General features: G+C 65.0%; 28 protein-coding genes. 10 read left to right on the top strand and 18 right to left on the bottom strand.

The window, feature by feature from the left end; all coding sequences use genetic code 11:
• Window positions 1-89: 89 nt before the first annotated feature.
• Window positions 90-287: a sensor histidine kinase gene (locus IHV84_RS20505; protein ID WP_370541305.1), complete on the top strand. Its 198-nt coding sequence runs from the start codon at window positions 90-92 to the stop codon at window positions 285-287.
• Window positions 288-345: 58 nt separating this feature from the next.
• Window positions 346-1,380, top strand: coding sequence for a tripartite tricarboxylate transporter substrate-binding protein (locus IHV84_RS15915; protein ID WP_198847581.1), 1,035 nt, complete (start codon window positions 346-348; stop codon window positions 1,378-1,380).
• Between the two features lie 32 nt (window positions 1,381-1,412).
• On the opposite strand, the gene IHV84_RS15910 is transcribed toward IHV84_RS15915, so the two are convergent.
• The 4 genes from IHV84_RS15910 to IHV84_RS15895 all read right to left on the bottom strand — a co-directional run bounded on the left by IHV84_RS15910 (window position 1,413) and on the right by IHV84_RS15895 (window position 4,737).
• Window positions 1,413-2,738 (bottom strand): hemolysin family protein, encoded by a 1,326-nt coding sequence (locus tag IHV84_RS15910; protein ID WP_198847580.1) that lies wholly within the window; start codon window positions 2,736-2,738, stop codon window positions 1,413-1,415.
• 138 nt (window positions 2,739-2,876) lie between these two features.
• Window positions 2,877-3,089, bottom strand: coding sequence for a DUF2788 domain-containing protein (locus IHV84_RS15905; RefSeq protein WP_044402495.1), 213 nt, complete (start codon window positions 3,087-3,089; stop codon window positions 2,877-2,879).
• Window positions 3,086-3,934, bottom strand: coding sequence for a DUF2189 domain-containing protein (locus IHV84_RS15900; protein ID WP_066690219.1), 849 nt, complete (start codon window positions 3,932-3,934; stop codon window positions 3,086-3,088). The genes IHV84_RS15905 and IHV84_RS15900 overlap by 4 nt, the downstream gene beginning before the upstream one ends.
• 62 nt (window positions 3,935-3,996) lie before the next feature.
• Window positions 3,997-4,737 (bottom strand): HAD-IA family hydrolase, encoded by a 741-nt coding sequence (locus IHV84_RS15895; RefSeq protein ID WP_198847579.1) that lies wholly within the window; start codon window positions 4,735-4,737, stop codon window positions 3,997-3,999.
• 60 nt (window positions 4,738-4,797) lie between these two features.
• On the opposite strand from IHV84_RS15895, the gene hemH reads away from it, so the two are divergent.
• Window positions 4,798-5,913 carry a ferrochelatase gene (gene hemH / locus IHV84_RS15890; RefSeq protein WP_198847578.1) on the top strand — a complete coding sequence of 372 codons (1,116 nt, stop codon included), beginning with the start codon at window positions 4,798-4,800 and terminating at the stop codon, window positions 5,911-5,913.
• 174 nt (window positions 5,914-6,087) lie between these two features.
• The gene (locus IHV84_RS15885) at window positions 6,088-8,619 is read left to right on the top strand and encodes a Lon protease family protein (RefSeq protein ID WP_198847577.1); all 2,532 of its coding nucleotides are present in this window, start codon (window positions 6,088-6,090) and stop codon (window positions 8,617-8,619) included.
• A 339-nt stretch (window positions 8,620-8,958) separates the two neighbouring features.
• On the opposite strand, the gene IHV84_RS15880 is transcribed toward IHV84_RS15885, so the two are convergent.
• Window positions 8,959-9,261, bottom strand: a complete 303-nt coding sequence (locus IHV84_RS15880) for a putative quinol monooxygenase (protein ID WP_007182542.1) — start codon at window positions 9,259-9,261, stop codon at window positions 8,959-8,961.
• A gap of 66 nt (window positions 9,262-9,327) precedes the next feature.
• On the opposite strand from IHV84_RS15880, the gene IHV84_RS15875 reads away from it, so the two are divergent.
• Together IHV84_RS15875 and IHV84_RS15870 are read left to right on the top strand one after the other, a co-directional pair.
• Window positions 9,328-10,341, top strand: coding sequence for a GlxA family transcriptional regulator (locus IHV84_RS15875; protein WP_198847576.1), 1,014 nt, complete (start codon window positions 9,328-9,330; stop codon window positions 10,339-10,341).
• 228 nt (window positions 10,342-10,569) lie between these two features.
• The gene (locus IHV84_RS15870) at window positions 10,570-11,634 is read left to right on the top strand and encodes an alkene reductase (RefSeq protein ID WP_198847575.1); all 1,065 of its coding nucleotides are present in this window, start codon (window positions 10,570-10,572) and stop codon (window positions 11,632-11,634) included.
• Between the two features lie 373 nt (window positions 11,635-12,007).
• Here IHV84_RS15870 and IHV84_RS15865 read toward each other — a convergent pair whose 3' ends face one another.
• The 3 genes from IHV84_RS15865 to IHV84_RS15855 form a co-directional block, all read right to left on the bottom strand.
• Window positions 12,008-12,889: an alpha/beta fold hydrolase gene (locus tag IHV84_RS15865; RefSeq protein WP_198847574.1), complete on the bottom strand. Its 882-nt coding sequence runs from the start codon at window positions 12,887-12,889 to the stop codon at window positions 12,008-12,010.
• 203 nt (window positions 12,890-13,092) lie between these two features.
• The gene (locus IHV84_RS15860; protein ID WP_198847573.1) at window positions 13,093-13,338 is read right to left on the bottom strand and encodes a glutathione binding-like protein; all 246 of its coding nucleotides are present in this window, start codon (window positions 13,336-13,338) and stop codon (window positions 13,093-13,095) included.
• A 53-nt stretch (window positions 13,339-13,391) separates the two neighbouring features.
• A complete protein-coding gene (locus IHV84_RS15855; RefSeq protein ID WP_198847572.1) occupies window positions 13,392-13,781 on the bottom strand; it encodes a YkvA family protein in 390 nt (129 codons plus the stop codon).
• A 146-nt stretch (window positions 13,782-13,927) separates the two neighbouring features.
• On the opposite strand from IHV84_RS15855, the gene IHV84_RS15850 reads away from it, so the two are divergent.
• Together IHV84_RS15850 and map are read left to right on the top strand one after the other, a co-directional pair.
• Window positions 13,928-14,194: a ParD-like family protein gene (locus IHV84_RS15850; RefSeq protein ID WP_066699279.1), complete on the top strand. Its 267-nt coding sequence runs from the start codon at window positions 13,928-13,930 to the stop codon at window positions 14,192-14,194.
• Window positions 14,194-14,994 carry a type I methionyl aminopeptidase gene (gene map / locus IHV84_RS15845; RefSeq protein WP_198847571.1) on the top strand — a complete coding sequence of 267 codons (801 nt, stop codon included), beginning with the start codon at window positions 14,194-14,196 and terminating at the stop codon, window positions 14,992-14,994. The genes IHV84_RS15850 and map overlap by 1 nt, the downstream gene beginning before the upstream one ends.
• Window positions 14,995-15,091: 97 nt before the next feature.
• Here the strand turns inward: map and IHV84_RS15840 are convergent, their stop codons facing one another.
• Genes IHV84_RS15840 through IHV84_RS15815 form a run of 6 tightly spaced genes read right to left on the bottom strand, consistent with a single transcriptional unit; the run spans window position 15,092 to window position 20,522 of the window.
• Window positions 15,092-15,829 carry an SDR family NAD(P)-dependent oxidoreductase gene (locus IHV84_RS15840; protein ID WP_142081182.1) on the bottom strand — a complete coding sequence of 246 codons (738 nt, stop codon included), beginning with the start codon at window positions 15,827-15,829 and terminating at the stop codon, window positions 15,092-15,094.
• Between the two features lie 46 nt (window positions 15,830-15,875).
• Entirely contained in the window at window positions 15,876-17,438 is a 1,563-nt protein-coding gene (locus tag IHV84_RS15835; RefSeq protein WP_198847570.1) for a cryptochrome/photolyase family protein, read from the bottom strand.
• Window positions 17,435-18,751 (bottom strand): DASH family cryptochrome, encoded by a 1,317-nt coding sequence (locus IHV84_RS15830; RefSeq protein ID WP_198847569.1) that lies wholly within the window; start codon window positions 18,749-18,751, stop codon window positions 17,435-17,437. The genes IHV84_RS15835 and IHV84_RS15830 overlap by 4 nt, the downstream gene beginning before the upstream one ends.
• The gene (locus IHV84_RS15825) at window positions 18,748-18,921 is read right to left on the bottom strand and encodes a DUF2256 domain-containing protein (RefSeq protein ID WP_082758929.1); all 174 of its coding nucleotides are present in this window, start codon (window positions 18,919-18,921) and stop codon (window positions 18,748-18,750) included. Before IHV84_RS15825 ends, IHV84_RS15830 begins: the two co-directional genes overlap by 4 nt.
• Before the next feature lie 15 nt (window positions 18,922-18,936).
• Window positions 18,937-19,977, bottom strand: coding sequence for an NAD(P)/FAD-dependent oxidoreductase (locus tag IHV84_RS15820; protein ID WP_198847568.1), 1,041 nt, complete (start codon window positions 19,975-19,977; stop codon window positions 18,937-18,939).
• Window positions 19,974-20,522: a lipocalin family protein gene (locus tag IHV84_RS15815; protein WP_233100065.1), complete on the bottom strand. Its 549-nt coding sequence runs from the start codon at window positions 20,520-20,522 to the stop codon at window positions 19,974-19,976. The genes IHV84_RS15820 and IHV84_RS15815 overlap by 4 nt, the downstream gene beginning before the upstream one ends.
• 88 nt (window positions 20,523-20,610) lie before the next feature.
• Here IHV84_RS15815 and IHV84_RS15810 point away from each other — a divergent pair, with 88 nt between their 5' ends.
• Window positions 20,611-20,931 (top strand): glutaredoxin, encoded by a 321-nt coding sequence (locus tag IHV84_RS15810; protein ID WP_233100064.1) that lies wholly within the window; start codon window positions 20,611-20,613, stop codon window positions 20,929-20,931.
• Window positions 20,932-21,208: 277 nt separating this feature from the next.
• On the top strand, window positions 21,209-21,463 hold the full coding sequence (locus IHV84_RS15805) for a DUF2789 family protein (RefSeq protein WP_066699258.1): 255 nt from the start codon (window positions 21,209-21,211) through the stop codon (window positions 21,461-21,463).
• Between the two features lie 28 nt (window positions 21,464-21,491).
• On the opposite strand, the gene IHV84_RS15800 is transcribed toward IHV84_RS15805, so the two are convergent.
• The 4 genes from IHV84_RS15800 to IHV84_RS15785 all read right to left on the bottom strand — a co-directional run bounded on the left by IHV84_RS15800 (window position 21,492) and on the right by IHV84_RS15785 (window position 26,874).
• Window positions 21,492-22,355: an alpha/beta fold hydrolase gene (locus tag IHV84_RS15800; RefSeq protein WP_198847566.1), complete on the bottom strand. Its 864-nt coding sequence runs from the start codon at window positions 22,353-22,355 to the stop codon at window positions 21,492-21,494.
• 71 nt (window positions 22,356-22,426) lie between these two features.
• Window positions 22,427-24,613 (bottom strand): 3-hydroxybutyrate oligomer hydrolase family protein, encoded by a 2,187-nt coding sequence (locus tag IHV84_RS15795; protein WP_198847565.1) that lies wholly within the window; start codon window positions 24,611-24,613, stop codon window positions 22,427-22,429.
• Between the two features lie 42 nt (window positions 24,614-24,655).
• Window positions 24,656-25,723 carry a branched-chain amino acid ABC transporter permease gene (locus IHV84_RS15790; RefSeq protein WP_198847564.1) on the bottom strand — a complete coding sequence of 356 codons (1,068 nt, stop codon included), beginning with the start codon at window positions 25,721-25,723 and terminating at the stop codon, window positions 24,656-24,658.
• A 167-nt stretch (window positions 25,724-25,890) separates the two neighbouring features.
• On the bottom strand, window positions 25,891-26,874 hold the full coding sequence (locus IHV84_RS15785) for a branched-chain amino acid ABC transporter permease (protein WP_198847563.1): 984 nt from the start codon (window positions 26,872-26,874) through the stop codon (window positions 25,891-25,893).
• Between the last annotated feature and the right edge of the window lie 77 nt (window positions 26,875-26,951).

Genomic DNA, 26,951 nt, shown 5'->3' with positions numbered 1-26,951 from the left:
GCGCAGCTTCCCAAGGGTCGTCAAAAAACGCGCTTCCAAATTCCCAACGAAAAAATGCCAGTCAGCTCTTAACTGACTGGCATTACACCCTGGGCCAGCGTTTCAAACGCGGGCCGCAGGCGAAGACGGCTGGCTCGGGCCTGGGGTTGTCAATTGCGCGGTCCATCGCACAACGGCATGGGGGCTCGTTACGCCTGCAAAACCGGGAAAGTGGCCAAGGTCTGTTGGCCCTGGTGTGGTGGCCCAAGCCCACCGCCCACCAGGGTGGTACAGCCGGGCCCACATAATCCCCGACGCAGCAGCATCCTCCGCGAGCCAGCTACTGTAAACCTTGCATCCAGCACTATGCCAAGCCCTTCGGAATCCGCTGTTCTGCCCCGCCGCGTTGCACTGCACGCAGCTGCGCTGGCGCTGACTCCGCGCTGGGTGTGGGGGCAAGATGCCACCGCACAGGATTGGGCTGGTAGCGAATGCATCGCACCCTCCAAGCCGGGCGGTGGTTTTGATCTGACCTGCACCTTGGCCTCCCAGGCCATCGCCAAGGTGCGCCCCGCCTTTGCGCCACTGCGCACCCGCTACCTGCCAGGCGGCATTGGCGCCGTGGCTTTTGACCGGGCAGCCACGAGTCGGCTGGATTCTCGCCACGCTCTGGTGGCCTTCTCCAGCGGCTCGCTACTGAATATTGCCCAAGGCCGTTTTGGACCGCACCGGTTGGACGCAGTGCGCTGGGTGGCCACGCTGGGCACTGACTACGGCGTGGTGGCCGTACACCCACAAAGCCCCTTTCAAACGCTCACGCAACTGATGCAGGCGCTGCGCGACAGCAATCAGCGGATGGTGTTTGGGGCCGGCGGCACGCTGGGCAGCCAGGATTGGATGAAAGCCGCGCTGCTGGTGCGCCATGCTGGCAGAGACCCCCGCCACATGCGCTTCGTATCTTTTGAAGGGGGCGGTGAGGCCATCAAGGCGCTGGTAGGCGGGCACATCAACGTCTTTACCGGAGATGCCGCCGAGGCCATGAAGGCACAGGCCCATGGCGCGAAATTTCGGCTGCTGGCGGTGCTTTCCCCCGCCCGACTTCCTGGCGCACTGAGCCAGGTGCCCACCGCCACAGAGCAAGCCACGCATCTGGTATGGCCCACCGTGCGGGGCGTCTACATGGCCATGGGTACGCCACCCGCGCTGGTGTCGGCCTGGACGGCAGCCTTCGCGCAGGCCCATGCAGCCCCCGGCTATGCGGCACTGTGCCAAATGCATGGGTTGACCCCGCACCGGCTCACCGGAGCCGCCTTGGAGACCTACGTGCAAGCCAGTGTGGAGGAATACCGCCAGCTCGCGCGGGAGCTGGGCTTGCGGCTCTGGAAGACAGGCACAGCCTGAATTGGCTGGCCGCCTGGCAGCCAAGCCCGTGCTCAGCCGCCCGCTTCCTGCGCTTCAGCCGCTGAGTCTTCCTGGCTGGGGAGGCGGGTTGCCAGCACCTTGTCGATGGTCTTGCCATCCATGTCCACCACTTCAAACTTCCAGTTCTCCCACTGCACGGTATCCGTAACTTTGGGCAGACGGCCGGTGAGCAGCATGACCATGCCGCTGAGGGTGTGGTAGCGACCGCGCTCTTCCTCTGGCACGGAGTCGAGGTTGAGGCGATCCTTGAGTTCGGGCACGGGAATGTGCCCATCCAGCAGCCAGCTGCCATCTTCCCGCTGCAGAGCCCAGGAGGTCTCTGGATCGCGGGGCTGGAACTCGCCGGTGATGGCCTCGATCAGGTCTTGCAGCGTGACGATGCCCTGCACTTCGCCGTACTCATCGATGACAAAGGCCATGTGCACGTCCGACAGCCGGAAGTTGTCCAGCAGCTCCATGCCCGTGATGGTCTCAGGCACATACAGTGCGGTCTGCAAGGGCTGGTCTGCCAGCGTGTGCTTGGGGTCGCGCAGCGCGCGCGACAACCATTGGCGGGCATTGAGCACGCCTTTCAGGTGGTCCATGCCACCGCGCACCACCGGGAAGCGGGCGTGGTCAGATTCTTCGATGCGGCGCAGGTTCTCTTCAAAAGGCGCATCCAGGTCCAGACACACCACATCGCCACGAGGAACCATGAGGGAGCCAATCTGGCGATCGTCCAGGCGGAACACGTTGCGCACCATGGTGTGCTCGTGCGACTCGATCACCCCGGCCGTTGTGCCTTCGACCAGCATGGCGTGAATTTCTTCTTCCGTCACCGGGCTGCCGCTGGTCTCCTTCACGCCTAGCAAGCGCAGCAGCGTGCGGGTAGAGCCTGACAGCAGCAACACAAACGGCTTGGTTGCAACCGCCAGCAGGTTGATGGGGCGCGCCACCAAACGGGCGAATGTCTCTGGGTGAGACTGCCCGATGCGCTTGGGCACCAACTCGCCCACCACGATGGAGAAATAGGTGATGAGCAACACCACCAAACCGGTGGAGGCATACCCAGCGTAGGGCGATGGAACCCCGACCGTGCTCAGCCACTCGGCCAGAGGCGCAGCCAAAGCCGCCTCACCCACGATACCGTTCAGCACACCGATGGAGGTGATACCGATCTGGATCGTGGACAGGAATCGCGTGGGGTCTTCACCCAGCTTGACGGCGGCGGCAGCGCCGTTGTCGCCCTCATCAATCAACTTCTGCAGCCGCGCCTTGCGCGCAGTCACCAGCGCGATTTCCGACATGGCAAATACGCCGTTGAGGCAGATGAGAGCGAACAGTATTGCTATTTCCATATGAAGGGCGCCGAACGCGCCCTGTGTACCAAGAAGCTGTGGATTGTAAGAAACTCTGTCAGATCACTCATGACGGGTACATGGCAATCGGCCAAAGACACCCGGCGCAGCGAATGAAGAAGGGGCGATGGGCGCATGTCAGCGCTCCAGCCACCACTGGATGACCACCTTGGCCAGGAAGCCCAGGAAGCCCACCCCCAGCCCCAGAAACAGCACGAAGGTGCCAAAGCGACCCGCCTTGGACTCCCACGCCAGCTGCCCAATGATGAACAGCATGTAGAGGATGAAAGCCCCCACGCCATAGGTGAGGAAGAAGCCCGAAATCTGCGCCTCGGTAAAACCAAAAATCACGATGACACCCCACTGCGTTGCCCCGTGGCCACTGCCGCATCGCGCAGCGGCAGGCTGGATGCATCCACCAGGTCACGATAGGCGTGCCAGCTGGCGTGGCCCAGCATCGGCATCACAAAAATCAGCCCCAGCAGCAAGGAGCCCAGCCCCAGCAAGGTGAAGCCCAGAATCAAAGCTGCCCAAAACGCCATGGGCAGCGGGTTGGCCACCACCACTTGCCAGCTGGTCAGCACCGCCACCCGCAGCGAAGCGCGCCGGTCCAGCAGCAGCGGCATGGCAATCACGCTCGACGCGAAGATCGGCGCCGCCAGCAGGCTGCCCAAACCCAGCCACAGCTCAAACAACCAGCCGTTGTTGGCCAGCACCACATGGCGCATGAAGTCCATAGGGGTCTCCACAGGCACCGGCGCCAGCAAGGTGATGAAGGCGGCAGAGGTAATCACCCAGCCCGTGGCCGCCAGCGCCAGCAGCGCGCCAAACTGCACCATGCACCAATAGTCGTTGCCCCACTTGTTGAAGTGGCTGTTTTGCCAGTTCAACCAGGTCTTGAGCACGACCCCCAGGTTGGCCTCCTGGCGCTGCTCCAGCGCCCGGCTGAGGGCATACAGGCTCGTGGCCAGCACGGGCGCCACCACCAAAAAGCCGGACAAAGCCCCCGCCAGCAGCCAGAAGCGGTGGTGGGCCACCGCCAGAATGGCGCCGCCAAAGGCAGTGATCGCCAGGCCGTGCGCAAAGCTGATCCAGCCCGAGCGGGCCATGTCACGCCACGCAAGCACCAACCAGGTCATGGGCTGCATGAGTCCGACGGTGCGTACCTGCGGCAGGGGAATCGGCGTTTTCGGCATGGGCGTCTCGGGCTAGGGTCAATCAATCAGCGTTCAAACAATGGACAGCGCAAGCCAGGCCTTCAGCCCAGCAGGCGGCAAAGGTGCGTAAGGCTTGCCACCGTGGCATGGGGTCGCTCGGGGTGCGGCCAGTCGTGCCCGGCGGTGTTCAGCCACACGGCCTGCATACCGGCCGCCAGCGCGCCCTGGGCGTCCGCTGTGGCGTCGTCGCCCACATGCAGCACTTCGTGGGGCTGCACCTGGGCTGCCTGGGCCGCCGCGTGAAAGATTCGCACATCGGGCTTGGGCACACCAAAATCCTTGGCGCTGATGCTGGCCTTGAAATAGTGGCCAATGCCCACCCGGTGCACATCGGCGTTGCCGTTGGACACGGCCACCACCGGGTAGCGGGCCGACAGAAACGCCAGCGTGTCGTGCGCGTCGTCAAACAGTTCCACCCGCTGGCGCTGGTCAAAAAACACATCAAATGCAGGTTCGGCCAGGGCGGGCTCATCGCCCGCTTGCTGCAACGCCAGGCGAATCGACTCCAGCCGCAGGGCGCTCAAGTCGTGTACCAGGTCGGGCCGCAAGGCCACCATCTGGTTACGTATGGCGCGCAGCGCCTCGGTGTTGGCAAACAGCCTGGCGGTGGCCGGTGCGTGCAAGGTCAGCCAGTGCAGCAGCACTTGTTCGGCCTTGGCAATGGTGGGCCAGATGGGCCACAGGGTGTCGTCCAGATCAATGGAGATCGCGCGCACGCGGCCCACGTCCAGAGCCAAGGCGGCCTCGGCAAGCTGGGGTGCATCGGGGGTGGAAGCAGGCATAGGGGCCAGAGAATACTCCACCACGCCAACGGCTCCCGCCGCATTTGCCACAATCGGCGCATGCGCTCACCCTTCCATCCAGAACCCCCCTACACCCACGGCCAACCCGAGCGGACCGCCGTTTTGCTGTGCAACCTGGGCACCCCCGACGAGCCCACTGCCCCCGCGCTGCGCCGCTACCTAGGCCAGTTTCTGTCAGACCACCGCGTGGTCGAGATTCCCAAGCTGGTGTGGATGCTGATCCTGCACGGCATCATTTTGCGGGTGCGGCCGGCCAAATCTGCCGCCAAATACGCCAGCGTCTGGACGCCTGAAGGCTCGCCCCTGGCGGTGTGGACGGCCAAGCAGGCCACCTTGCTGCGCGGCTGGCTGGGCGAGGCCGGGCACAACGTGCTGGTGCGCCACGCCATGCGCTATGGCAACCCTTCGATTGCCAGCCAGCTCGATGCGCTGAAGGCCGAAGGCGCCACACGCATCCTGATCCTGCCGCTGTACCCGCAATACTCCGGCACCACCACCGCCAGCGTGTTTGACGCCGTCTACACCTGGGCGGCCAGCACCCGCAACGTGCCCGAGCTGCGCTTTGTGAACCACTACCACGACGACGCCGGCTACATCGAAGCGCTGGCGCGCACGGTGGAGTCGCACTGGAAAGAGAACGGCCAGCCCGACCAGCTGGTGATGAGCTTTCACGGCGTGCCCGAGCGCACCCTGCACCTGGGCGACCCCTACCACTGCGAAGCCCGCAAAACCGGCCGCCTGCTGGCCGAACGCCTGGGCCTGCGGGAAGACCGCTACCAGATCACCTTCCAGTCGCGCTTTGGCAAGGCCAAGTGGCTGGAGCCCTACACCCAGCCCACCATCGAGGCCCTGGCCCAAAAAGGCACGCGCCGTGTCGATGTGATCTGCCCCGGCTTTACCAGCGACTGCCTGGAAACGCTGGAAGAAATCAACATGGAAGTGCGTGAAGCCTTCCTGCACCACGGTGGCAAGGAGTTCCACTACATCCCTTGCCTGAACGACACCCACCCGTGGATTGGCGCACTGAGCCGCATCACCCAGCAGCACCTGCAAGGCTGGCCCACCACCGTGGCCGGGGTTGACGCGCAGGAAGACGCCCGCAAGCACGCGCTGGCCGGCGGTGCACCCCAAGGCCGTTGCCCGGTGGCACACTGATTGGCAATGCATACCGGCAGCTGCACCACGCCACGGTAGGCGTGCAACTGCGCTCCATGCCTTTTGCTACTATTTTTATAGCTTGTAGCGCTTACCCATCAAGCGCTACAGGCACTTTTCATTGATAACAACCTGCGCCCAGCGGCAAACGCTGGAAGGTTTTTGCACCCAGCCATGCCCGCCAACGCCCTCTCTGCCTCGCAACTGCGCCTGACCATCGACCCCACCTCGCTCGGTTTTGCCAGCACTGCCGAGTTGCAAGATTTGCCCCTGCCATGGATCGGGCAAGAACGCGCGCAGGCTGCCGCACAGTTCGGGCTGCACATGAACCAGCCCGACTACCACCTCTTTGTGCTGGGCGAAGTGGGCAGCGGGCGGACATCCCTCATGCGCCAGGCCATGCAGACGGCCGCAGCCCTGCGGCCGGTGCCGCCAGACCTGTGCTACCTGCACAACTTTGAGGCCCCCGAGCGCCCCCGCGCTCTGCGCCTGCCCGCAGGCCAGGGCCGTGTGTTGCGCCGGGCCATGGCAGAGCTGGCCAAGGCCCTGCAAACAGATATTCCGCGCCACCTGAGCAGCCCTGACTTCCGCGCCCAGGCCCGCGCCATTGAGCAAACCTACGAAGCGCAAGAAGCCAAGGCATTTGCCGTGCTGGAGGCCTTTGCCCAGGCCCGGCAGTTCCGGCTGCAGCGCTCTGACGAAGACGGCGGGCACATGGTGTTCACCCTCACAGGCGCCAGCGGCCAGCCCCTGACCGAAGCTGAAGCCCGCGCCCTGCCCCCCGAGCAACGCGCCCGCATCGACGAAGCCGAACAAGCCCTGCGCGCCGAAATCATCGCGTTTGCGCAAACCTTGCGCCCGCTGGAACGCGTGCGTGACGACGCCCTGAATGACCTGCGCAAGCGCACCGTGCGTCCCCTGGTGCAGCAAACCCTGGCCACCGTGCGCAGCACCGTGCCCGAACAACCCGAGGCACTGCAAACCTGGCTGCAGCAAGTGGAACGCGAACTGCTGCAGCACCTGCATTGGTTTGAACTGGCGGAGCCCCCCAAAGACAGCCCCGGTGACACCAGCACCGACAAAAGCAGCAACCCGGCCAGCACGCCCAGCGATGACGAAGACGACGGCGATGCCCATGACGCCCTGAACCGGCTGCTGCACCTGTGCCAGGTGCATGTGGCGGTAGACCAGCACGGTCAAACCAGCGCGCCCGTCATCGTGGAAGACAACCCGCAGCACCGCACGCTGTTTGGCAACATCGAACCGCACAGCGACGGCGACACGCCCCACGCCGACTTCGCCGGCATCCGCGCTGGCAGCCTGTTGCGTGCGCACGGCGGCTTCTTGCTGCTGCACCTGCACGATCTGGTCAGCGAAGAAGGCCTGTGGGCGCGCCTGCGCCGCTTTTTGCGCTGCAGCCGCCTGCACATTGACGAATCCGGCAGCAGCGGCAGTGGCTCTGCCCCCGTGGCCCTGCAACCCGAAGCCGTGACGGTGGATGTGAAGATCGTGCTGATCGGCTCGGTGGACGAGTACTACGCCCTGCAGGAAGCCGACCCCGACACCGCCCGGCGGTTTCGCGCCAAGGTGGACTTTGTGGAACGCTTTGCCGCCAGCCCCGCCACCCGCATTGCCAGCGCCATCTTTGTGGCCCACAGCTGCAAACGCCGCAACCTGCCGCACTTTGGCGCCCCCGCCGTGGCGCTGCTGCTGGAACAAGCCCACCGCGAGGCCGACGACCAGGGCCGCCAAAGCGCCCAGTTCGCACTGATCGAAGCCCTGCTGATGGAAGCCGCCGCGCTGTGCCAGGCCCGGGGTGGCACGCTGGTGGAGCCAGCCGATGTGCGTGCGGCGCAGCAGGCCCGCATGCTGCGCCACAACTACCCTGAGGAGCAGCTGCACGAATCCATCGTGGAGGGTGAACGCCTCATCACCCTCACAGGCAGCGTCACCGGGCAGATCAATGCCCTCACGCAGATCGATCTGGGTGACTACCGATTTGGCTTTCCGGTGCGCATCACCGCGCGCACGTTTGCCGGGCAGGAAGGCCTGCTCAACATCGAGCGCGAAGTGGACATGTCCGGCCCCATTCATGACAAGGGCGTGCTGATATTGCACAGCTACCTCACCGCGCTGTTCAGCCATGTGGCACCGCTGGCGCTCAACGCCTCCATCGTGTTCGAGCAGGAATACAGCGGTGTGGAAGGCGATTCGGCCTCGTGCGCAGAGCTGTACGCACTGCTGTCCAGCCTGTCGGGCCTGCCGCTGCGCCAGGGCATTGCCATCACCGGCGCCCTCAACCAGCACGGTGAAGTGCTGCCCGTGGGCGGCATCAACGAAAAAATCGAAGGCTGGTTCCGCGCCTGCACCACGGCAGGGCTGGACGGCACCCACGGCGTGCTGATCCCCGCCCGCAACCAACGCCACCTGATGCTGGACCGCAGCGTGCTAGACGCGGTCGAACGCGGCCTGTTCCATGTCTACACCATGGGGCATGTGAGCGAAGGCATTGCGCTGCTGACGGGCGAGGCGTCGGGCATGAGCCCGGCGGAGTTGCTGCAAGCCCAGGCGGATGAGCTGGCCGGAGGCGCGGCCACGGTGGAGGACACAGTGATGCAGCGGGCAGAGATGACGCTGCGGGCGTATCGGAGGGCTTGCCAGGCGGCGGGCGCAGCGCGGAGGGGTCGCGCCGTTCGGGGGCGCTAGCTCGCTCAGTGCGCCGAAGACTAAAGGCGCTGGGGGCCGGCATCCGCGGTCGACCGCCCTGGGCCGAGGGTGTGACTACCGGCAACGGCGGTGCGATTTTTTTGAACAGCGCGGCCCTGACGTCATTGTTCTTGTTTCGCCCCATGCAGCGTCAAACGCCGATCAGGTGTTTGACGGTGACATGGTTTTGTTAGCGGCTATGAACGCCGGGCTGAGTCATTCGCCACGAGCAGCCTGGCCACATGCCTTGATCCCCACCGGCCAATCGAGGGGTAGCGCCGCGCAGGGCCGTGTGACACCCATCCTGCAGCGTGACCTGATGGGGTCAAGGCCGAGTTGTCATGCAGGCAGTTTGGCTGCAAGCAGTTCGACCTTCTCGATATTGGGCGGAGAACTGAGCAAGGTCGCTGCGTTGGCCATCAAGGCCGCGGCGATCTGGCCGTTCAGATGTGCCTGGCGACCTGCCTCATCGGCAAAGGCATCGAACACACCAAACGTCGAAGGGCCAAACTTCAATGCGAACCAGGCCGTGGTGCCGGACTCGGCGTTGGCGAGCGGCAGTGCGCTGGCCAGGAAGTCGGCAAGCGCAGCCTCCTGGCCGGGTTTAGCTTCGAGGCGAACAAACAGGGCGAGCTTGGTCATGCTGTATTCCTTTGGGTAAATGGAAAGGTGGGTGAAGGGACCGACGAGACTGCAGTCTAAGTCTTCATGACAGACATCTCTATAGGCAAGAATGACAACATTGATATCATTGTTGCCATGAAACTCCACCTCCTTGTTTGTGATGGCGTGTTTGATCTGGGGCTTGCGGCGCTCACTGACACAGTGGGCTTAGCCAATGCGATGGCGGGCTCGCTGCCACAGGCTCCCGCGCACATAGAGCTCACGCTGGTGGGCGTGCGGCGTCGCATCCGAACTGCGCAAGGCTTGACGGTCCCCGTGGTCACTGCGCATGGTGTGCCCGAACCAGACGTCGTGCTCGTGCCAGCGTTTGGCGACAAGATGCCTGACACGCTCTCTGCTCGGCTCACACGCCCCGATGTGCCCGATGCGGTCGCGGCGCTACAGCAGTGGTCCACCGCTGGCGCGCACCTTGGTGCCGCTTGCTCCGGTAGTTTCTTGCTTGCAGAGAGTGGCCTGCTTGATGGACATCGTGCGACGACGTCATGGTGGCTGGGGCCGATGTTTCGGCAGCGCTATCCGAACGTCACGCTGGACGAGTCACGCATGATCGTGAACTCGACACGCTTCACCACCGCGGGTGCCGCTTTGGCCCACGTCGACTTGGCCTTGCGCATCATCCGAGGGCGCAGTCCGGCGCTGGCGGCCCTGGTGGCACGCTATCTGCTGGTCGAGACACGCAGTTCGCAAGCCGAGTTCGTGATTCCAGACCACCTTGCGCATGCCGACCCGATGGTGGAGCGCTTCGAGTGCTGGGCCAGACGTCGGCTCGCGCAAGGTTTCTCGCTGGCCGAGGCAGCCAGCGCCGCGGGCACAAGCGAGCGCACCTTGGCGCGGCGGCTGCAAAGCGTTTTGGGAAAGACACCGCTGTCGTATTTCCAGGACCTGCGCGTGGAGCATGCCGTCCATCTCTTGCGCACCGGAAACGCCAGCGTCGACCAGGTCGCCGCACAGGTCGGGTACTCGGATGGGGTGACCCTGCGGGCCCTGTTGCGCCGCAAGCTGGGCCGGGGGATCAGGGAGTTGCGACGCGGTGGATGACCAAAGGCGTTTGGCGCATGTACGGCTGGAGACCGCCGCGAAACTGTCGGTAGCAAAGCCTTCCCAACCCGTGTCCACTACATAGTGCGTTGGGTGCAAAAGCACCAGCCGTGCCAAAGCCGTCTTCAGTGACCTTTCAAAGTTCAGTGACCTTTCAAAGGTCTGGGTATTGGGAATACTGTTAGCTTTACCACTGTTTTCTGTTCACTAATCTGGGTTTTCATCCACATGCTATTCAATCCACTTCAAGTAGGTTCTCTCACCCTGCCCAACCGCATCCTTCTGGCACCACTGACACGCGCCCGTGCCGACGCCGGCCACATGCCCAACGCGCTGATGGCCGAGTACTACAGCCAGCGTGCCACCGGCGGCCTGCTGATTTCCGAATGCACCATGGTGGCGCCCGGTACATCAGCCTTCGTCAATGAGCCTGGCATCTACAACGACGCGCAGATTGCGGCCTGGAGGCAGGTGACCGATGCGGTGCACGCCAAGGGTGGACGCATCTTCATGCAGATTTGGCACGCTGGCCGCGCAGCCTACCCTGGCGCTGCCGATGGCGCCCCCATTGTCTCCAGCAGTGCCACCGCCATTGAGGGTGAGATCCACACGCCCCAAGGCAAGGTGCCGCACGCGGTGCCCCGCGCCCTGACCGTCGAAGAAATTCCCGGTATCGTGGCTGCGTTTGCTCAAGGCGCACGCAACGCCATTGCCGCCGGCTTTGATGGTGTGGAAGTACACGGCGCCAACGGCTACCTGATTGACCAGTTTCTGCGCGACACGCCCAACCAGCGCACCGATGCTTACGGCGGATCGCTGGAAAACCGTGCACGTTTGCTGTTCGAGGTACTCACTGCCGTGACCCAGGCGATCGGCTCCGAACGTGTGGGTCTGCGCCTGTCGCCCCTCAACAGCTTCAACAGCATGAAAGACAGCGACCCGCTGGCCCTCATCGGCTTCCTGGCCGATAGGCTCAATGCCTTCAAGCTGGCCTACCTGCACGTGATGCGCGCCGATTTCTTCGGCGTGCAGAAGGCCGATGTCATGCCCGTGGCGCGTGAAAAGTACAAGGGTGTGTTGGTGGGCAATATGGGGTACAGCGCTGATGAGGCAGAGGCAGCCATTGCCGAAGGTAAGCTTGACGCTGTGGCCTTTGGCACCGCCTTCCTGGCTAACCCGGACCTGCCCGCACGCATCAGGGCCAAGGCACCGCTGAACGCGCCTGACTCCAACACGTTCTACACAGGTGGCGCCAAGGGCTATACAGACTATCCGACACTGCAGGTCGCATAAATCACCGCCCCAAAAGATCGAAGAAACGAGCCGCTTTATACCCAAGGCTCTGCCCTTCGATCTTGCGAAGCTGTGAATCGATGGCGTCTACCGAGTGTTGTACGCCATCACGATCTTTAATGGATAAGTTGCCTCGGTTTGCTTCGCCGCCGGCCGAACTCGTACGACGTACATCGTTTCCGGTTCAAACAGTACCGAGGCCGCACTATCCTCCCACCCTGCGGTGACGGTTAGGCCGCGAACGGCTGCCCGCCGCTGCTTACCGGCGGCTCAAGATGCAAACGTGATCTTCTGCTTTGGGTCGGGAGCAGCCAGCCATTACCCCCTGGTTACTTGCCCAAAACCTGCCTATTTCATAGGGATCGGGTACCGACTACGCCAGACCCGTATGCGCCCGCAGCCACGCCGCAACATCCCCCGTCACCTCATCCCGATTCGTCTCATTCAAGATCTCATGCCGCGCGGCCGGGTACAGCTTGACCGCCACATCGGCCACACCGGCATCGCGATACCGCTGCCCCAGTTGCTCCAACAACACCCCGCCTGCGGCCAGCGGGTCTGCGTCGCCGGATGCGATGAGGATGGGCAGGTCGCTGCGGATGCACGCGAGTTGTGCGGGGTCGGCCAGCCGCGGCGCGGGGGCGAAGAGTGAGGGGATCACGTCGGGTGGCACGTCCCACCCGCACCACGGGTCGGCCACGTAGGCATCGACCTCGGCAGCGTCGCGCGACAGCCATTCGTAGCCGGTGCGGTGCTCAAAGCTTGCGTTGAATGCCGCGAGCCCGGCGGGGGCATCGGCAGGCGCATTGGCCATGGCGGCGGCAAATAGGTCGAGGGCTGTGGAGCCTGACAGGATGACGCCGGACCAGGTGGATGAATGGTCAATGATGGCCGCCTGCGCTGCGAACGAGCCCATGGAGTGGCCGAACAGAAAGAGCGGAAGCTGCGGCCCATGCTGCGCGCGCAGCAGTGCGCCGAACTGGGCCACGTCGGCAATGAGGCCGCTGAAGCCAGCGCTGCCAAAGTCACCCAGCTTGCCACCTGCCGTGCGCCCGTGGCCGCGATGGTCCACAGCGTGGACGATGAAGCCTGCGGCGTTGAGGGCACGGGCAAAGCGGTCGTAGCGCTCGCCGTGTTCGGCAAGGCCGTGGGAAATTTGGACGACGCCCACCGGTTGGCCCGGGGTTTCGGCCCAGGTGTAGGTGGTGACACGGGTGCCGTCGGCGTTGGACTGGAAGGAGGAGGTGGTGCTCATCACTTCATTCTGGCACAGTGATGGGGCCGCGCTGTCGCTTGCGCATCATCGCCGCCTGATGCGGGGGCGCTGTGCAGTAGGCCATGGCTATGGCGCTGGCCTACGTGCTGCAGCGGCGTGGGCAAGCAAGCCGGACCAGGGCAGATTTGCTGTCACTGCCGTTGCAACGTTATGGCCGGACTACCCAGTTGCCGATTAGCCCGTTACCACTTGGGCAGGATGCGCTCACCCGGCAGCATGTCGTAGGGGCTGGCCCATCCGGGCAGTTGGCGCAGGCGCTGCAGCCACGCATGAATGTGGGGGTAGCTCGCGGCCACGTCGTAGCCGCTTTCTTCCAGCGGGTAGAACATGTAACCGCACCGAGAAAAGTCAGCCATGGTGGGCTGATCGCCCACCTTGAAGGCCCGGTTTACCAGGTGCTGGTTGACGATGCCAAAGGCGTTGTCCATGCGCCCTTTCAGCCAGCCCATCACCGCAAGCGCCCATCACTGGACATTAGCCCTCAACCCAGCGGCCGCAACCACACCCACAAAGCGGTTCCCACCAACAGCCACAACGCCACCACCAGCACCGCCCCCGCCATGCTGCGGGGTTTGGCGCCCTCGGTCTGCATCCAGGCATCGGCTTGGCCACGGCACTCGGTCAGCACATCGGGCGGCAACAGCTGCAACGTCAGCCAGATCAAGCCCGGCAGCAGCACATCGTCCACATAGCCCAGCACCGGGATGAAGTCAGGGATCAAGTCAATCGGGCTCAGCGCATACGCCTCCACAAACAACCCGAGCGCCTTGGCATACCAAGGCGTCTTGGGGTGCTTGCCAGCAAACCACAGGGTGACCCCATCGCGCTTGATGCGCTTGGCCCACATTCTCAATGTGTCGCTGATGCCCATGCCGATGTCTCAGGGTGCCCCTGGGCACGGAGCCAATGATGCCCCAGCCCTGGCATCACCCCCCTTTCCATGCGGAGTCTGCATTGCCCCAGCAAAAATAAGCAAAACATATACAATTAACATGCGTTTTACATATTTCTTAGACCATGGGCATCGTCAAAATTTCCGATCAAATGCACGAGAACCTGCGCTTGGCCAGTAACGCATTGAGCCGTTCCATCAACTCCCAGGCCGAGCACTGGATGCGTGTCGGCATGCTGGCCGAGATGTACCCCGGCCTGGACCACCGCGAGATTTGCCAGATGCTGGTGCGCGCCGAGCTGGCCGGTGGCCTGGATGTAGCACTGGCTGCGCGGGGCGAGCTGGACAAGGTGGCAACCACGGCCCCCGCCCGCACAGGAAAGCAGCACTGATGGCACGCACACACCGTGGAGTGCCGATCCGCTCGGCCGATGAATTGGTGAAGGCGCGGCGGGCAGCGCAGTTGGCCGCCGAAGTGCTGGCCATGATCGAGCCGCATGTGGTGCCGGGCGTGACCACCGAGGCGCTGGATCAGTTGTGCCATGACCACATCGTCAACGTGCAAGACGCACGGCCTGCCAACGTGGGCTACCTGGGCTACCCCAAGACGGTGCTCACCTCGGTGAACCATGTCGTGTGCCACGGCATCCCGTCGCCCCAGCAGACGCTGAAAAAGGGCGACATCGTGAACATTGATGTGGCGGTGGAAAAAGACGGCTGGTACGGCGACACCAGCCGCATGTTCTGCGTGGGCACGCCCAGCACGCTGGCACAGCGGCTGGTGCACACCACGTACGAAGCGCTGTGCGCAGGCATTCGCGAAGTGAAGCCCGGCGCCACGCTGGGCGATGTGGGCCACGCCATTGCCGCCGTAGCGCACCGCGAGAAGTTCAGCGTGGTGCGCGAATACTGCGGCCACGGCATTGGCACCGTGTACCACGACGAACCGCAGGTGCTGCACTACGGACGGCGCGGCCAGGGGCTGCGGCTGGAAGCCGGCATGGTCTTCACCATCGAGCCCATGCTCAACGCAGGTCAGCGCGAAACCAAAGAGCTGGCCGATGGCTGGACGGTGGTGACGCAGGACCGTTCTCTGTCTGCCCAGTGGGAACACATGGTGGCCGTGACCGACAGCGGCTACGAGGTACTCACCGCCTGGCCGGGCGGCACCGGCGTCTACCCGCCCATTTGACCGAACCCACTGGCGCGGGTATTCAGGGCAAATCGGCCGCCAGCGCTTGATGGGAGCGCGCCGGCCATATCAAAAAGATAGCAAACGGCTGCATTACTCACCACGGCAGTGGCTCGCCGCTGTAGGCGTGAAAGCTGCCGGTTTGCTCCGCTGGCAGCCCGTCGAGCACCCGCAGCATGCCCCCCGCCGCATCGGCGGCTGGTCGTCCAATTTCTGCCCCGTTGAACGGAGCCGACAGCGCCGAGTTGACGGTGCCTGGGTGCAGCGCCACCAGCACGGCCTGCGGGTGGGTGCGGGCCACTTCGATGGACGCCGTTTTGACCAGCATATTGAGCGCTGCCTTGCTGGCGCGGTAGCTGTACCAGCCGCCCAGGCGGTTGTCGCCAATGCTGCCCACCTTGGCCGACAGCACCGCCAGCAGACCACGCCCCTGCTTGGGCAGCAGTGGTGCAAAGTGGGCCAGCACCAGCGCGGGGCCGAAGGTGTTGGTGCGGAAGGTGGCCTCCATCTGCGCGTAGTTCAACTGGCCCAGGCGCTTTTCAGGCATGCCGTGGGGGCCGTGCAGCATGCCTGCGGCGTGGATGATGCAATGCCACGGGCCCTGGGCCTTGAGCTGCTGGGCGGCGGCGGCGATGGTCGCCTCGTCGTCCAGATCGACCGCTGGTTGAGTGTGGCGGCCCAGGCCAACAGCCAGGGCGCAGCGTGGGTCGGATTGCAGGTGGGCAAGGAAGGCGCTGCCGATGGCGCCGGTGGCGCCGATGACGAGGGCGCGGTAGCCGTCGGGCAATGACTGCAAAGAGGTGAACGGGCTTGCGGCGGGTTGAGCTTGAGACATGGCGCAGTCCTGCGGTGAGGGGTCTTGAGATGGTGAGGCAAACGGGCTACAGCGCATCCAGCCGCGTGCGCAAGCTGGCCGCATGCTCGCGCAGCGCATCGAGTTGCGGGCCCTGCATCTTCTGCAACTGGCGATACACCATGCCCAGGCGAAAGTTGTTGCCCAGCGTGCCCTCATTGCGCGCAAAAAAGTCCCAGTACAGCGCGTTGTACGGGCAGGCGCGCTCACCCACTTTTTGCTTTTTGTCGTAGTGGCAGCCACTGCAATAGTCGCTCATGCGGTCGATGTAGGCGGCGCTGCTCACGTAGGGTTTGGTGGCCAGCAGGCCGCCGTCGGCAAACTGGCTCATGCCCAAGGTGTTGGGCACTTCCACCCATTCAAAGGCGTCGATGTACACACCCAGGTACCAGCGGTGCACGGCAGCAGGGTCGAGCCCCGCCAGCAGCGCAAAGTTGCCGATGACCATGAGGCGCTGGATGTGGTGGGCATAGGCCTGCTCCAGCGACCGGCCCACGGCGTGCTGCATGCAGCGCATTTTGGTCTCGCCCGTCCAGAACCAATCCGGCAGGGGTGTGCTGTGGCCCAGGGCGTTGCGCTCGTCGTAGCCGGGCATGTGGGCCCAGTAGATACCGCGCACATATTCGCGCCAGCCCAATATCTGGCGGATAAAGCCTTCTACCGCAGGCAGGGGCGCGGCGCCTGCGTGGTACGCAGCCGCGGCGCGCTGCACCACCTCGTGCGGGCGCAGCATTTTGGTGTTGAGCGCGAAGGACAGCAGGGAGTGAAAGAGCCGCGCGCTCTTGGTGCTCATGGCGTCTTCATACGCGCCAAAGTCGGGCAACGTGGTGGCAATGAAGTGGTCAAGCCAGGCCAGTGCCTCGGCCCGATTCAGCGGCCAGCGCAGCGTGTGGGCCTGCGGGTTGCCAAAGCTTTGCACGCCTGCGGCCTGGAGGGTGGCCCACAGGGCGCTGTGGTCGTGCGTGGGGCGGGCGTCGGGCGGCAATGGGGGCGTGCCGGGCCAGGGCTTGCGGTTGTCGTGGTCGTAGTTCCATTGGCCGCCTTCAGGCTCGCCTGCCCCGTCGATCAGCACGCTGTGGCGCTGGCGCATGCGGCGGTAGAAGTGCTCCATGAGCCACTGCTTGCGGCCTTTGAACACCTCGGCCATTTCGGTGCGGGTGGTGTAGAAGTGCCCGCTGCTGACGGCCTGCACGGCAAAGGCTTGCTCTGCACCCCAGGTGCGCAGTTGCTCGTCCAGCCGCCATTCGTCGGGGTGCTGGTATTGCAGCGTTTGCGCACCGTAGTGGGCCATCAAGGCGGCCAGGTTGTCGGGCATCGACTGGCGGTTGCTGGCGTCGTCAATCGCCACATAGCGCACGCGGTGCCCGGCTTCGCGCAGGTGGCGGGCCAAGTCGCGCATGGCCGCAAAGATGGCCAGGATTTTTTGCGCGTGGTGCAGCACATAGTCCGTTTCTTGCCGCACTTCCATCAGCACGTAGACCACGCATTCGTCGTGCGTGGCGAACCATGAGTGCTCAGGGTTGAGCTGGTCGCCCAGCAGCAGGCGCAGCGTGTGGGCACGCTGTGGGGTGGAGGATTGCTGCGTGGTCATGCCGTGCCCCACAGTCGGCGGTAGCTGCCGTCGGCATCGTGGTCTTGCGCCTGCTTGATGGGGTTGAAGCGGCGGCCTCCGCGCGGGTCGGTGCCGCGCCCGGCGATGTAGAGCCAGTTGGCCTGGTTGCTGTACACGTCGTAGTCCACCAGTTGCGATTCAAACCATGCCGCGCCCGCACACCAGTCGCCCCGCAGGTCATAGATGAGGTAACTGGCCACCACCTGGCGCAGGCGGTTGCTCAGATACCCGGTGGCGGCCAGCTCGCGCATGGCGGCATCGACCAGGGGCTGGCCCGTATCGCCCCGGCACCAGCGATCAAAACCGCGCGGGTTGTGCGGAGCAGGCGGCAGTTCTGACAGCCCCCGCGCCCGGTACAGCGCTGCGCCATATTGCAGGTGCAGCAGCCGAAAGTAGTCGCGCCACAGCAGCTCAAACCAGAGCCAGTAGGTGCCGTCGTTCGCGCCGTGGTCGCGCTCAAAGGCTTTCAAATCGGCATAAATCTGGCGCGGCGAGAGTGCCCCCGTGGCCAGCCAGGGCGAGAACTTGCTGGAGTAATCCAGCCCCGTGAGCCCGTTGCGCGTGTCCTTATAGCTGTGGGGCAGCTTGCGGGCAAGGTACTGGGCCAGGTGGGCCAACGCGGCAGTCTCGCTGCCATCACACGCGGGCGTTCCGTAGGGGAAGGACGAGCGGGCGTCGCTGCCCTGGGGCGGTGTGGGTTGCTGGATGCTGGCAGCGCCCTGCTCTGCGCCCACGGCTTGCAACACCGACACGGGTACCTCGGGTGGCGGCAACAGCTTCGTGGGCAAGGGCAATGGCGCGGCGGGGGTGATGCCTGCACGCTCCACCTTCTGGCGGAAGGTGGTGAACACGCCGGGCAACTGGTCCACAGGCCACGGCATGCGCGGCGGGGGCAGCAGGCTGCTGTGCCACACAGTTCGCACCTGCAGGCCAGCGGCGCGCAATGTCGCCACCTCGGCCTGCTCGTAGGGGGCAGCGATGTCTTCGCACACCACGGTGGTGGCGCCCACAGCCTGGGCCAGTTGCAGCAAGGCGGTGGCGGGCGGGGCTTGGCAGATGAGCAGTGGGTTGCCCAGCGCGCTCATCTGCCCTTGCAACCCGCGCAGTGCAGCGGCGGTGAAGGCACGGCGGTGTGCACCCACACGGGCAAAGCCCCAGGGCGTGCGTTCATCGGGCGCGGGCAGGCACACCACGGGCAGCAGGTGGGTAGCACCGCTGGTGAGCGCTGCGCGCAGCGCGGGTTGGTCGTGCAGGCGCAGGTCGTTGCGGAACCAGAACAGCACAGTGCTCATACGGTGCCCTCCCCTGCTGCGTTGCCAGTGCGCTTGCGTTCGCTGCGGCAGCGGTCAGAGCAGTACTTCACCTCGTCCCACACCTTTTCCCACTTTTTGCGCCAGATAAAGGGCAGTCCGCAATGCAGGCAGGTTTTCTGCGGCAGGTCTTGTTTTTTGCGCATGCGCATGGCGGGCCCTTTGGTTCAGCGGGCCTGCTGCAATTGATGCGCCAGCGATTGGCCGCTGAGCCACGCGCCTTCCACCTTGCCGCCGTTGAGCCAGTCGCCGCACATGCCCACGCAGGCAGTGGCATCCCACCAGTGGCCTTGGGTGAGTGCAGGTTCGGTGTCGGCATAGCGCCAGCGGTGGGCCGTGGCCTGCACGAGGTGTGCGGCAGGGCCGCCCAGCGTTGAAAATGCGGCGAGCAGGGTGGCGGTCGCAGTGTCGGCGCTGTCTTCGATATGGGCTTCGCTCCACTCGGGGCTGGCGTGCAGCAGCCAGGTCTCCATGCCAGGGGGCACGGTGCGGCCCGGCTTGCTGCTGTCGCGGGCTACCCAGCGCAGCGGCCCGTCGTTGATGAATGCCCCATCCCACGGCAGCGGCACTGGCGCGGGGCAGCGCACCATCACGGCCCAGCTGCCGCGCATGCGGGCACTGGCGGCCACCGCAGCGCCCGCCGCTGCCACGGGCTGCAGCAACGGCACGGCCTGGGGGGCGGGCACGGCCAGCAGCACCGCGCTGTAACGCTGGGCGTGCAAGCCATGCTCTGCCGAGGTAAGGGCCCAGCCATCTGCCTGCCGTTCCAGCCGCTGCACCGTGGTTTGCCACTGGGTTTGGACACGTTCACCCGCCTGCTGCAAGCCCTGCACCAGCCAGCCGGCGGGAGATGTCATGCGGGGTGCGCCTACAAAGCGTTCCAGCGGCGTTTCGGGCGTGGACCAGGTGCTGCCGTCAAAGCTGGCGAGGCGTGCGTCCCACAGCGCGGCCACGCCTGCCTGCTGCCAGCGGGCTACTTCGGCGCGAAAGGTGGCATCGCGTGCCGTGAAGTACTGCGCGCCGTGGTCGCACTGCCAGGGGCCTGCCGCGTCTTCGGCGCGGCGCGTGCTCATGCGGCCAGAGGGGCCCCGGCTTTTGTCAAACACATGAACCCGGTGCCCGGCCTGAACCAGGGCTTGCGCGCACGATAGACCCGCCAGACCCGCGCCAATGATGGCGACGGGCAACGCTTGCGCAGTGGTGGTCATGGCTGCGGGTCCGTGCGCTCGTGGGTCACCCAGATCAGCGCCTGGGTGTCGATGCCCAAGGCTTTGGCACGGGCGACGATCTGCTCGCGCAGTGCGGGTGCGAGTTGCTTGGTGCGCGACAGAATCCAGAAGTAACTGCGGTCTGGCCCTACCACCAAGGCCCACTGGTAGTCCGCATCCAGCGCCGCCACGTGGTAGCCACCGTAGAACGGGCCGAAGAACGACACCTTGAGCGAAGCGGTGTTGGCGTCGCCCGTGAACAGGGCCTTGCCCACGGCCTGGCGCCATTGGTTCTTGGCCACATCAAAACCCCGGTTCACCACCCGCACACTGCCGTCGCTCTGGCGCTGGTAGGTGGCACTTACGTCCATCATGCCGCGTTCAAACGAATGGTCGAGCCGCGCCAATTCGTACCAGCGGCCCTCGTAGCGAGCCAGGTCGAACGGCGACACAGCCGCAATACCTTGGGGCGGCTGCATGGAAGCGCAGCCCGCCAAAACGACCGCTGCCCCCAGGGAGGCGAGCAACACAGTACGGCGAAGCATGGGGGTGGGTGAGGGCATAAAAACCAATCAGTCACAAAAAAAACCGAATGGTATACCAAACAAACCAAGCACCACGAAGCTGCACGCCTTGCCCCTGGACCAACCTGCGCAGGCCATTGGCAGCCCCGCCTACACCCGCCCGCGCCGCCGCTTAAACTTGGCACCCATGACCCTCAAGATCACCGTTTATTCCAAGTCCGCCTGCCCCCAGTGCGAATCGGCCAAGAGCCTGTTGAAGGCGCGCTCGTTGCCCTACGAAGAAATCAAGATCGACGATGAAGCCGAACGCCTGGCCTTCTACGCCAAGTGCGGCCCCGCCGTGCGGCAGATGCCACAGGTGTTCATCAACGACCAGCGCGTGGGTGGGCTCACCGGGTTGCAGGCAGCGCTGCAGCAACTGGGCCTGTGACGGCCTGATCTCTCAAAATCTCTTTCAAGGGCCGGGCCAATACCTCGGCCCTTTTTTCTGGCGGCTCCATTGGCAGTGGCAAACCGCCTCATCCACTCCTGAGCACTCCACTGGTACTGCCGCGGGCGCCCTCCCTCCACGTGCGCGGGTGTCCTACACGGTGCGCGCGAAGGCAGTGCTGCAATAAAGCACTGCACAAGCGCCCCCAGGGGCGCTGCAGCCACCAGACGCGGGCTTTGCTGCACGCGTTGTTATCGCTGAGCTATTGAGGAACACCATGGAACTCGGGATTCACACCATGTCCGACCTGTTTGAGCAGCTGGGCCTGCCTTCAGACGAAGCGTCGATGACCACCTTCATCGCCACCCACCGCACCACGGCGGTGAACTTCACACTGCCAGACGTTGCCATATGGACGCCTGCGCAGGCCAAGTTTTTGCGCGAGGCCATAGCTGCCGATGCCGACTGGGCCATTCCGGCCGAGCAATTGAGCCAGGCGCTGGGCTGCGGCATTGGGCCGCGCAAAGACTGAGCAACGCCCCCACCGCGCGGCGCGCGCTTCAGCCAGCGGCCAAGAAGCCATCCACCAGCGCGAAGTGCGCGGGCACATTTAGCGCCGGTGCGTGGCCGCAGCCGGGCACTTCCACCACCTGCAGCAGGCCCCGCTGGCCAGGGCCCCGGCGGTGCATTTCGGCAATCGTGGCGGGCAAGACCAGGTCGGAGTCCACCCCGCGCAGACACAGCACGGGGATGTGCAGCCGGTCATAGTGGTCCCAGATCAGGTAATCGTTTTCATGGTGGGTGAACTGCTGCACCATGGCCGGGTCGTAGTGCGGCGTGACCCGGCCGTCGGGCAGGCGCCGGGTGGAGGTTTCGGTAAGGTGGCGCCACTGCGCATCGCTCAGCCAGCCATAGGGCTGGTACACCTGCCGGAAAAACGTTTCCAGTTCCAGCACGGTGTCAAACGCTGGCGGCTGGCCCGCGTACGCACGGATGCGCTGCAGGGCGGCGGGCGCGAGTTCGGGCGCATTGTCGTTGAGCAACAAGCGGGTGATGCGGCCCTGCAGGCGCGGTTCATAGATGCCAGCCGCACACACGGTGCCGATGGCGCCGCCCATGCTGGTACCCACCCATTGGGCTATTTCAATGCCAAGTTCGTCGAAAAGGTCTGCTGCAAGGCGCGCATAAAACGCAAGGCAGTACTCCTCGGCTGGGCGCGCAGCCCATTGGCTGAGGCCCCGGCCCAGCGTATCGGGGCAAATGACGCGGTAGCGCGGCGCCAGGTGGCGGGCCAGCTCGTCCATATCGCGCCCGGTGCGCGCCAGACCATGCCATGCCACCACCACGGGGGCTTCCGCCGCGCCCCATTCGGTGACGTGGATTTCGTAACCCGCACAGCGGATGTAGCGTGACGATGGGGACATGGTGTGGAGCATGGGTTGGCAAAACATTGCGGGCCGGGCACCTGCGAGGGGCCCGGCGCCGCGCGCTCGGATCAGTTAGGCACGCTGACGGATGTGCCCACAAAGCCGATCTGGTCACCTGCAGCAGGTGCTGCCACAAAGGGCGGCACGTTGGCTGCCGTGATGGCGGGAGCCGCGCCCGGCACACCACCACGCGGGGTGGTGCGCACCACCTGGCTGGCGGGCAGCGCGCTGCCTGACTTCAAGTGGGCGTACATCGCGTCCATCGCCTGGTTGAAGTACGGATGCAGCGGCACAAAGCGCGTATCAAACCCGCTGAAGGGCAGGAAGGTGTCGAAATGCTGGCCGTGGGTCACCTCGATGTAGCGCAGCTTGGTGGACGCACCTTCGACCACGCGGTTGTAGGCCGTGTAAGCACGCGAGTTGTTGTTTACCGGCACCAGCGCATCACTGCGGCCGCTGACGATGATGGTGGGCTTGCCACGCAGGTTGCCGTTGAGCACCACCTCGGCAATGCCGGCACGCACGGCGTCGCTCTGCGCCTTGGTGGGGGTGCTGCTGGCCGTGAGCGCAGCGCCGGTCACCGAGTCCACGCCCGTCACCAGCGCGCGCTGGCACAGGGCGTTGTCCAGGCCAAAGTCAGCCATGCCGGTGGATGGCGACACCGCAAACTGCCACGACTTCGCGCCGCCCACCGAATCGTTGTAGACCACCGAAACCGGCGTGCCGTTGGAAGTGCCATTGGCCGTGGCAAAGCTCTGCGCCAGGGCTGCAGGGCTCGCAGCGACGGGAACCCCCGTAGCATTCACCGAGGCAAAGCTGGTGTTGCACACGTTGGCGTCCACCGCAAAGCGGCCGTAGCTCACGGGGTACATGGCCGACAGGATGGGGCCGTTGCCCAGCGCATAGTGGGCGTTGTGCATCTGGTCGGTCTCAGGCGTCCAGCCGAAGGCGCGCAGCTTGTTCAAGGCGTCTTGCGCGCGGGCAGCCGTGTCGGCGCCGCTGACCAGCCCCTTGGCGGCCAGGCTATCGCAGCGCGCCGTGGCGCGGGCAGTCATGCCCACCAGGCCGATGTAGTTGAAGATCGAGGTTTCGGTCAGCGCCGCACCGGGCGCCAGGGCTGCGCAGGGCTGGTAGATGTTGCCGAAGGTGGTGAAGTCGGCCAGGGTCTTGCCATAGCCCACCACGGCAGCGCCGCCAAACTGGATGCCGTAGCCGCTGGCGGTGGGCATTTCGGTCACAGGCTCGGAGGCCACCACGCCGTCGATCAGGCCGCTGGTGTCCTGCTCGGCCGCGCGCAGCGAGGCAGCACCGCCATTGGATGCGGAGCCCGCAATCACGATGGTGTTGTCGGTGGTGAACGGCACGCGGTTGGCGTCGGTGCCATAGCGCTCATTGAGCACGTACAGGGCATAACGGCCGGCCGCGAGCGTGTCGCTGCCCCAGTCTTTCTCAGGGTTCATTTGCGAATGCACATGCTTGATGGCCAGGCGGTTGGGGAACAGCGCGTTGTAGGCAGCGCGCGCTGCATCGGTGATGTTGGCAGCAAAGAACGACAGCGAGCCCGCCGCCGTGCGGGTGGCGCGGGTGCCATCGACCTTGTGCACGGTGTCATCGGTCAGGTCATGAATGCCCACGCCCTTGCCGGCATCGGTCAGTGCCACGGCGCAGCCCTTCTTCAAGCCCCACTCGCCTGCGGTGCCGATGGCGCCATACACACCGCGCGAACCGGACGAAGCGCCCAGCACCACACATGGGTTGGCGGGGTTGAAGCTGTCGGGCACCTGCACGGCAATCACGGTCCTCTTGCGGCCCGAGCCGTCGTCGAGCACGGCCACATATTCACGGCCAGGAATCAGGCCCTCGCTGCTGGTCACGGTGCCCGTGGCCGTCACATTGGGGCCATACAGGCTGCCGTAGCCGCCAGCAGTGGTGCCGTCCAGAATGCCGCGGTAGTTGGAATACAACGCGTTGCGGCGCAGCTCGGCCGCCGTGGGGTTGGCAGGGTCGGCATAGGCGGGCGCGGTGGCCAGGCCCAGGCCGGTTTTGCCGATGCCGCCCGTCAGCAAGTCTTGCGTGGCAGCGGTGTCGCCCTTGCCTGCAGCGGTGGCGGGGTACACCGTGCTGCTGACTTGCGTGATGCCTGCGGGCAGGTCATTCGTGGGGGCGTCAGAGCCGCCACACGCGGTCAGCACCGCGCCCGCCAAGGCCGTCAGCGCCCAGTGGGCGATGCGGTGTTTTTGCAGATTCGCTCTCATCATGTTGTCTCCTCATTTTTCTACTGACACAAAGGAGCGTGCTCAGCGTGCAGCACGCAGGGATCGCAGACGCCCAACGACGCCTGTGGGAAAGTAGTACACCGACAAAACAAACAAGACGCCCAGCCACAGCAGCCAGCGGTCGGGCGAGAGCAGCGCCGCCAGCCAGGGCAAGCCGCCGGCGGCCTCGCTGGCCAGGCGCAGCAGATCCTGCAGGTAGCTTTGCGCCACCAGGAAGAGCACGGCACCGATGACCGAGCCGTAGAGGGTGCCCATGCCGCCGATAACGACGATGAGCAGGCAGTCCATCATGATTTCAAAACTGAGCGAGGTGTCTGGCCCGTTGTAGCGCAGCCAGAGCGCCAGCATGCAGCCCGCCAGCGTGGCGAACAGGGCCGACAGCACGCTGGACGTGGTGCGGAACACCACCACGCGGTAGCCAATCGCTTCGGCGCGGAACTCGTTTTCGCGGATGGCCTGCAGCACCCGGCCGAAGGGCGAATTGACGATGCGCAGCAGCGCCAGCACCAGCACCACTGCCGTGACGAACAGCAGGTAGTAGCAAATCAGCCGCCCATCCACCGTGACGCCCAGAAACGGATCGTCAAACGGCTCAAAGCTGGGCGACAGCACCTCGGGCACCTTGAAGGTGAGGCCGTCTTCGCCCCCGGTGATGTCAGACAGCTGCGAGGCCAGCGTCTGGAACGCCGCGGCCACGGCCAGCGTGATCATGGCGAAAAAGATGGCCCGCACCCGCAGCGAGAACAGGCCCACCGCCAGCGACAGGAGCAGCGACAGCAGCAGCGCCCCGCCCACGCCCACCAGCAGGGCCGACCACGTCGGCCCCATGCGCGTGGTGGCCACGGCAATGCCGTAGGCACCGATGCCAAAGAACATGGTGTGCGCAAAGCTGACGATGCCGGTGTAGCCCAGCAGCAAGTCAAAGCTGGCCACCAGCACCACAAACACCAGCACCTTGGCCGCCACGTTCAACGCCTTGACGCCCGGAAACAGAAACGGCGCCAACGCCAGGCCCAGCAGCACGGCCAGCAAGATGGCCGCCAGCACCTTGCTGCGCGGATAGTCACCAGAGAGAAGTCGGTTCAACATGCTTGCCTTTCCGTTTGTCACCGTACTGTTCACGGATCACTGCGCCAGCAACGGGCGCGCTCCAGGCCAGCGGCCGCCGTGCAAGGGCCTGAGCCGGCCGCACCGCCCCGCCGCACGGGCGGCGTCCCCCTTCCAGGGGGAAGGCGCGAAGCGACTCAGGGGGTGTTTCATCTGTTCGTGACCGGGTACACACCCTGCGGGCGCCAAAGCAGGATGGCGACCATGAGCGCGATGTTGGAAAACAGCGCCACCTTGGGGACCAGAAAGCCGGTGTAGTTGGCCATGAGGCCCACCAGTAGCGCGCCAATCAGCGCCCCGCCCGTGCTGCCCAAGCCGCCGATGATGATGACGATGAAGATCAGCACGTTGACCTGCGCGCCCATCTGCGGCACCACGTTTTGCTGGTACAGGCCCCACATCACCCCGCCCAGCCCCGCCAGGGCCGAGCCCACCACAAACACGGCCACAAACAGGCGGCGAATGCGATAGCCCAGGCTTTCGACCATCTCGCGGTCTTGCACCCCGGCGCGGATGAGCAGGCCGACCTTGGTGCGCGAGAGCGTCCAGGCCAGCACGCCAAACACCACCAGGCCCACGGCCACGGCCACCAGCCGGTACTTTTCGATGGCGGCATCACCCAGCAGCAGCGAGCCGCGCATGCCGCCCGGCAGCGGCAGCGGGATTTGCTGGGGGCCCCAGATGACCTTGATGAGTTCCTCGCCAATGATCATGCCGCCCATGGTGATGAGGATCTGCTTGAGGTGCTGGCCGTACACGGGCCGCACGATGAAGCGCTCAAACGCCAGGCCCAGCGCGCCTGCCACCGCCATGGCCACCAGCATGGCGGGCAACACGGCCACCATGTTGCGCCACAGCTCGGCCGAGCCCGTCCAGTCGCCCATCGCGCCCAGCACGCTGGTGGCCACAAAGGCGCCCAGCGCAATGAACACGCCGTGGCCAAAGTTGAGCACGTCCATCAGCCCAAACACCAGCGTGAGGCCCGAGGCGATGATGAAGATGATCATGCCCATGGCCAGCCCCGCCACCGTGAGCGTGAGCCAGGTGCTGGGCGAGCCCACCAGCGGCAGCGTGACGAGCGCGAGCAGCGGCACCAGCGCCAGGGGCTTCCAGTCGAAATCGCTGGCAGTCATGCGTGGCCTCCGGTTCGGTTCTGAATTGCTACTTTTTTGATAGCTGGTTGCGCTTTATGGATAAGCGCCAGAGGGCG

This window comes from Acidovorax sp. IB03, from assembly GCF_016406015.1.
GTDB lineage: Bacteria > Pseudomonadota > Gammaproteobacteria > Burkholderiales > Burkholderiaceae_C > Acidovorax > Acidovorax temperans.
The sequence above is the reverse complement of the archived record's forward strand: the minus strand, read 5'-3'. Positions and strand labels throughout refer to the sequence as shown.

What these genes read in the sequence shown, in the direction of transcription:
- IHV84_RS15915 (WP_198847581.1), top strand. Translation starts at nt 346, where the DNA reads ATGCCAAGCCCTTCGGAATCCGCTGTTCTGCCCCGCCGCGTTGCACTG.
- IHV84_RS15910 (WP_198847580.1), bottom strand. Translation starts at nt 2,738, where the DNA reads ATGGAAATAGCAATACTGTTCGCTCTCATCTGCCTCAACGGCGTATTT.
- IHV84_RS15900 (WP_066690219.1), bottom strand. Translation starts at nt 3,934, where the DNA reads ATGCCGAAAACGCCGATTCCCCTGCCGCAGGTACGCACCGTCGGACTC.
- IHV84_RS15895 (WP_198847579.1), bottom strand. Translation starts at nt 4,737, where the DNA reads ATGCCTGCTTCCACCCCCGATGCACCCCAGCTTGCCGAGGCCGCCTTG.
- hemH (WP_198847578.1), top strand. Translation starts at nt 4,798, where the DNA reads ATGCGCTCACCCTTCCATCCAGAACCCCCCTACACCCACGGCCAACCC.
- IHV84_RS15885 (WP_198847577.1), top strand. Translation starts at nt 6,088, where the DNA reads ATGCCCGCCAACGCCCTCTCTGCCTCGCAACTGCGCCTGACCATCGAC.
- IHV84_RS15880 (WP_007182542.1), bottom strand. Translation starts at nt 9,261, where the DNA reads ATGACCAAGCTCGCCCTGTTTGTTCGCCTCGAAGCTAAACCCGGCCAG.
- IHV84_RS15875 (WP_198847576.1), top strand. Translation starts at nt 9,328, where the DNA reads ATGACAGACATCTCTATAGGCAAGAATGACAACATTGATATCATTGTT.
- IHV84_RS15870 (WP_198847575.1), top strand. Translation starts at nt 10,570, where the DNA reads ATGCTATTCAATCCACTTCAAGTAGGTTCTCTCACCCTGCCCAACCGC.
- IHV84_RS15865 (WP_198847574.1), bottom strand. Translation starts at nt 12,889, where the DNA reads ATGAGCACCACCTCCTCCTTCCAGTCCAACGCCGACGGCACCCGTGTC.
- IHV84_RS15860 (WP_198847573.1), bottom strand. Translation starts at nt 13,338, where the DNA reads ATGGACAACGCCTTTGGCATCGTCAACCAGCACCTGGTAAACCGGGCC.
- IHV84_RS15855 (WP_198847572.1), bottom strand. Translation starts at nt 13,781, where the DNA reads ATGGGCATCAGCGACACATTGAGAATGTGGGCCAAGCGCATCAAGCGC.
- IHV84_RS15850 (WP_066699279.1), top strand. Translation starts at nt 13,928, where the DNA reads ATGGGCATCGTCAAAATTTCCGATCAAATGCACGAGAACCTGCGCTTG.
- map (WP_198847571.1), top strand. Translation starts at nt 14,194, where the DNA reads ATGGCACGCACACACCGTGGAGTGCCGATCCGCTCGGCCGATGAATTG.
- IHV84_RS15840 (WP_142081182.1), bottom strand. Translation starts at nt 15,829, where the DNA reads ATGTCTCAAGCTCAACCCGCCGCAAGCCCGTTCACCTCTTTGCAGTCA.
- IHV84_RS15835 (WP_198847570.1), bottom strand. Translation starts at nt 17,438, where the DNA reads ATGACCACGCAGCAATCCTCCACCCCACAGCGTGCCCACACGCTGCGC.
- IHV84_RS15830 (WP_198847569.1), bottom strand. Translation starts at nt 18,751, where the DNA reads ATGAGCACTGTGCTGTTCTGGTTCCGCAACGACCTGCGCCTGCACGAC.
- IHV84_RS15825 (WP_082758929.1), bottom strand. Translation starts at nt 18,921, where the DNA reads ATGCGCATGCGCAAAAAACAAGACCTGCCGCAGAAAACCTGCCTGCAT.
- IHV84_RS15820 (WP_198847568.1), bottom strand. Translation starts at nt 19,977, where the DNA reads ATGACCACCACTGCGCAAGCGTTGCCCGTCGCCATCATTGGCGCGGGT.
- IHV84_RS15815 (WP_233100065.1), bottom strand. Translation starts at nt 20,522, where the DNA reads ATGCTTCGCCGTACTGTGTTGCTCGCCTCCCTGGGGGCAGCGGTCGTT.
- IHV84_RS15805 (WP_066699258.1), top strand. Translation starts at nt 21,209, where the DNA reads ATGGAACTCGGGATTCACACCATGTCCGACCTGTTTGAGCAGCTGGGC.
- IHV84_RS15800 (WP_198847566.1), bottom strand. Translation starts at nt 22,355, where the DNA reads ATGTCCCCATCGTCACGCTACATCCGCTGTGCGGGTTACGAAATCCAC.
- IHV84_RS15795 (WP_198847565.1), bottom strand. Translation starts at nt 24,613, where the DNA reads ATGAGAGCGAATCTGCAAAAACACCGCATCGCCCACTGGGCGCTGACG.
- IHV84_RS15790 (WP_198847564.1), bottom strand. Translation starts at nt 25,723, where the DNA reads ATGTTGAACCGACTTCTCTCTGGTGACTATCCGCGCAGCAAGGTGCTG.
- IHV84_RS15785 (WP_198847563.1), bottom strand. Translation starts at nt 26,874, where the DNA reads ATGACTGCCAGCGATTTCGACTGGAAGCCCCTGGCGCTGGTGCCGCTG.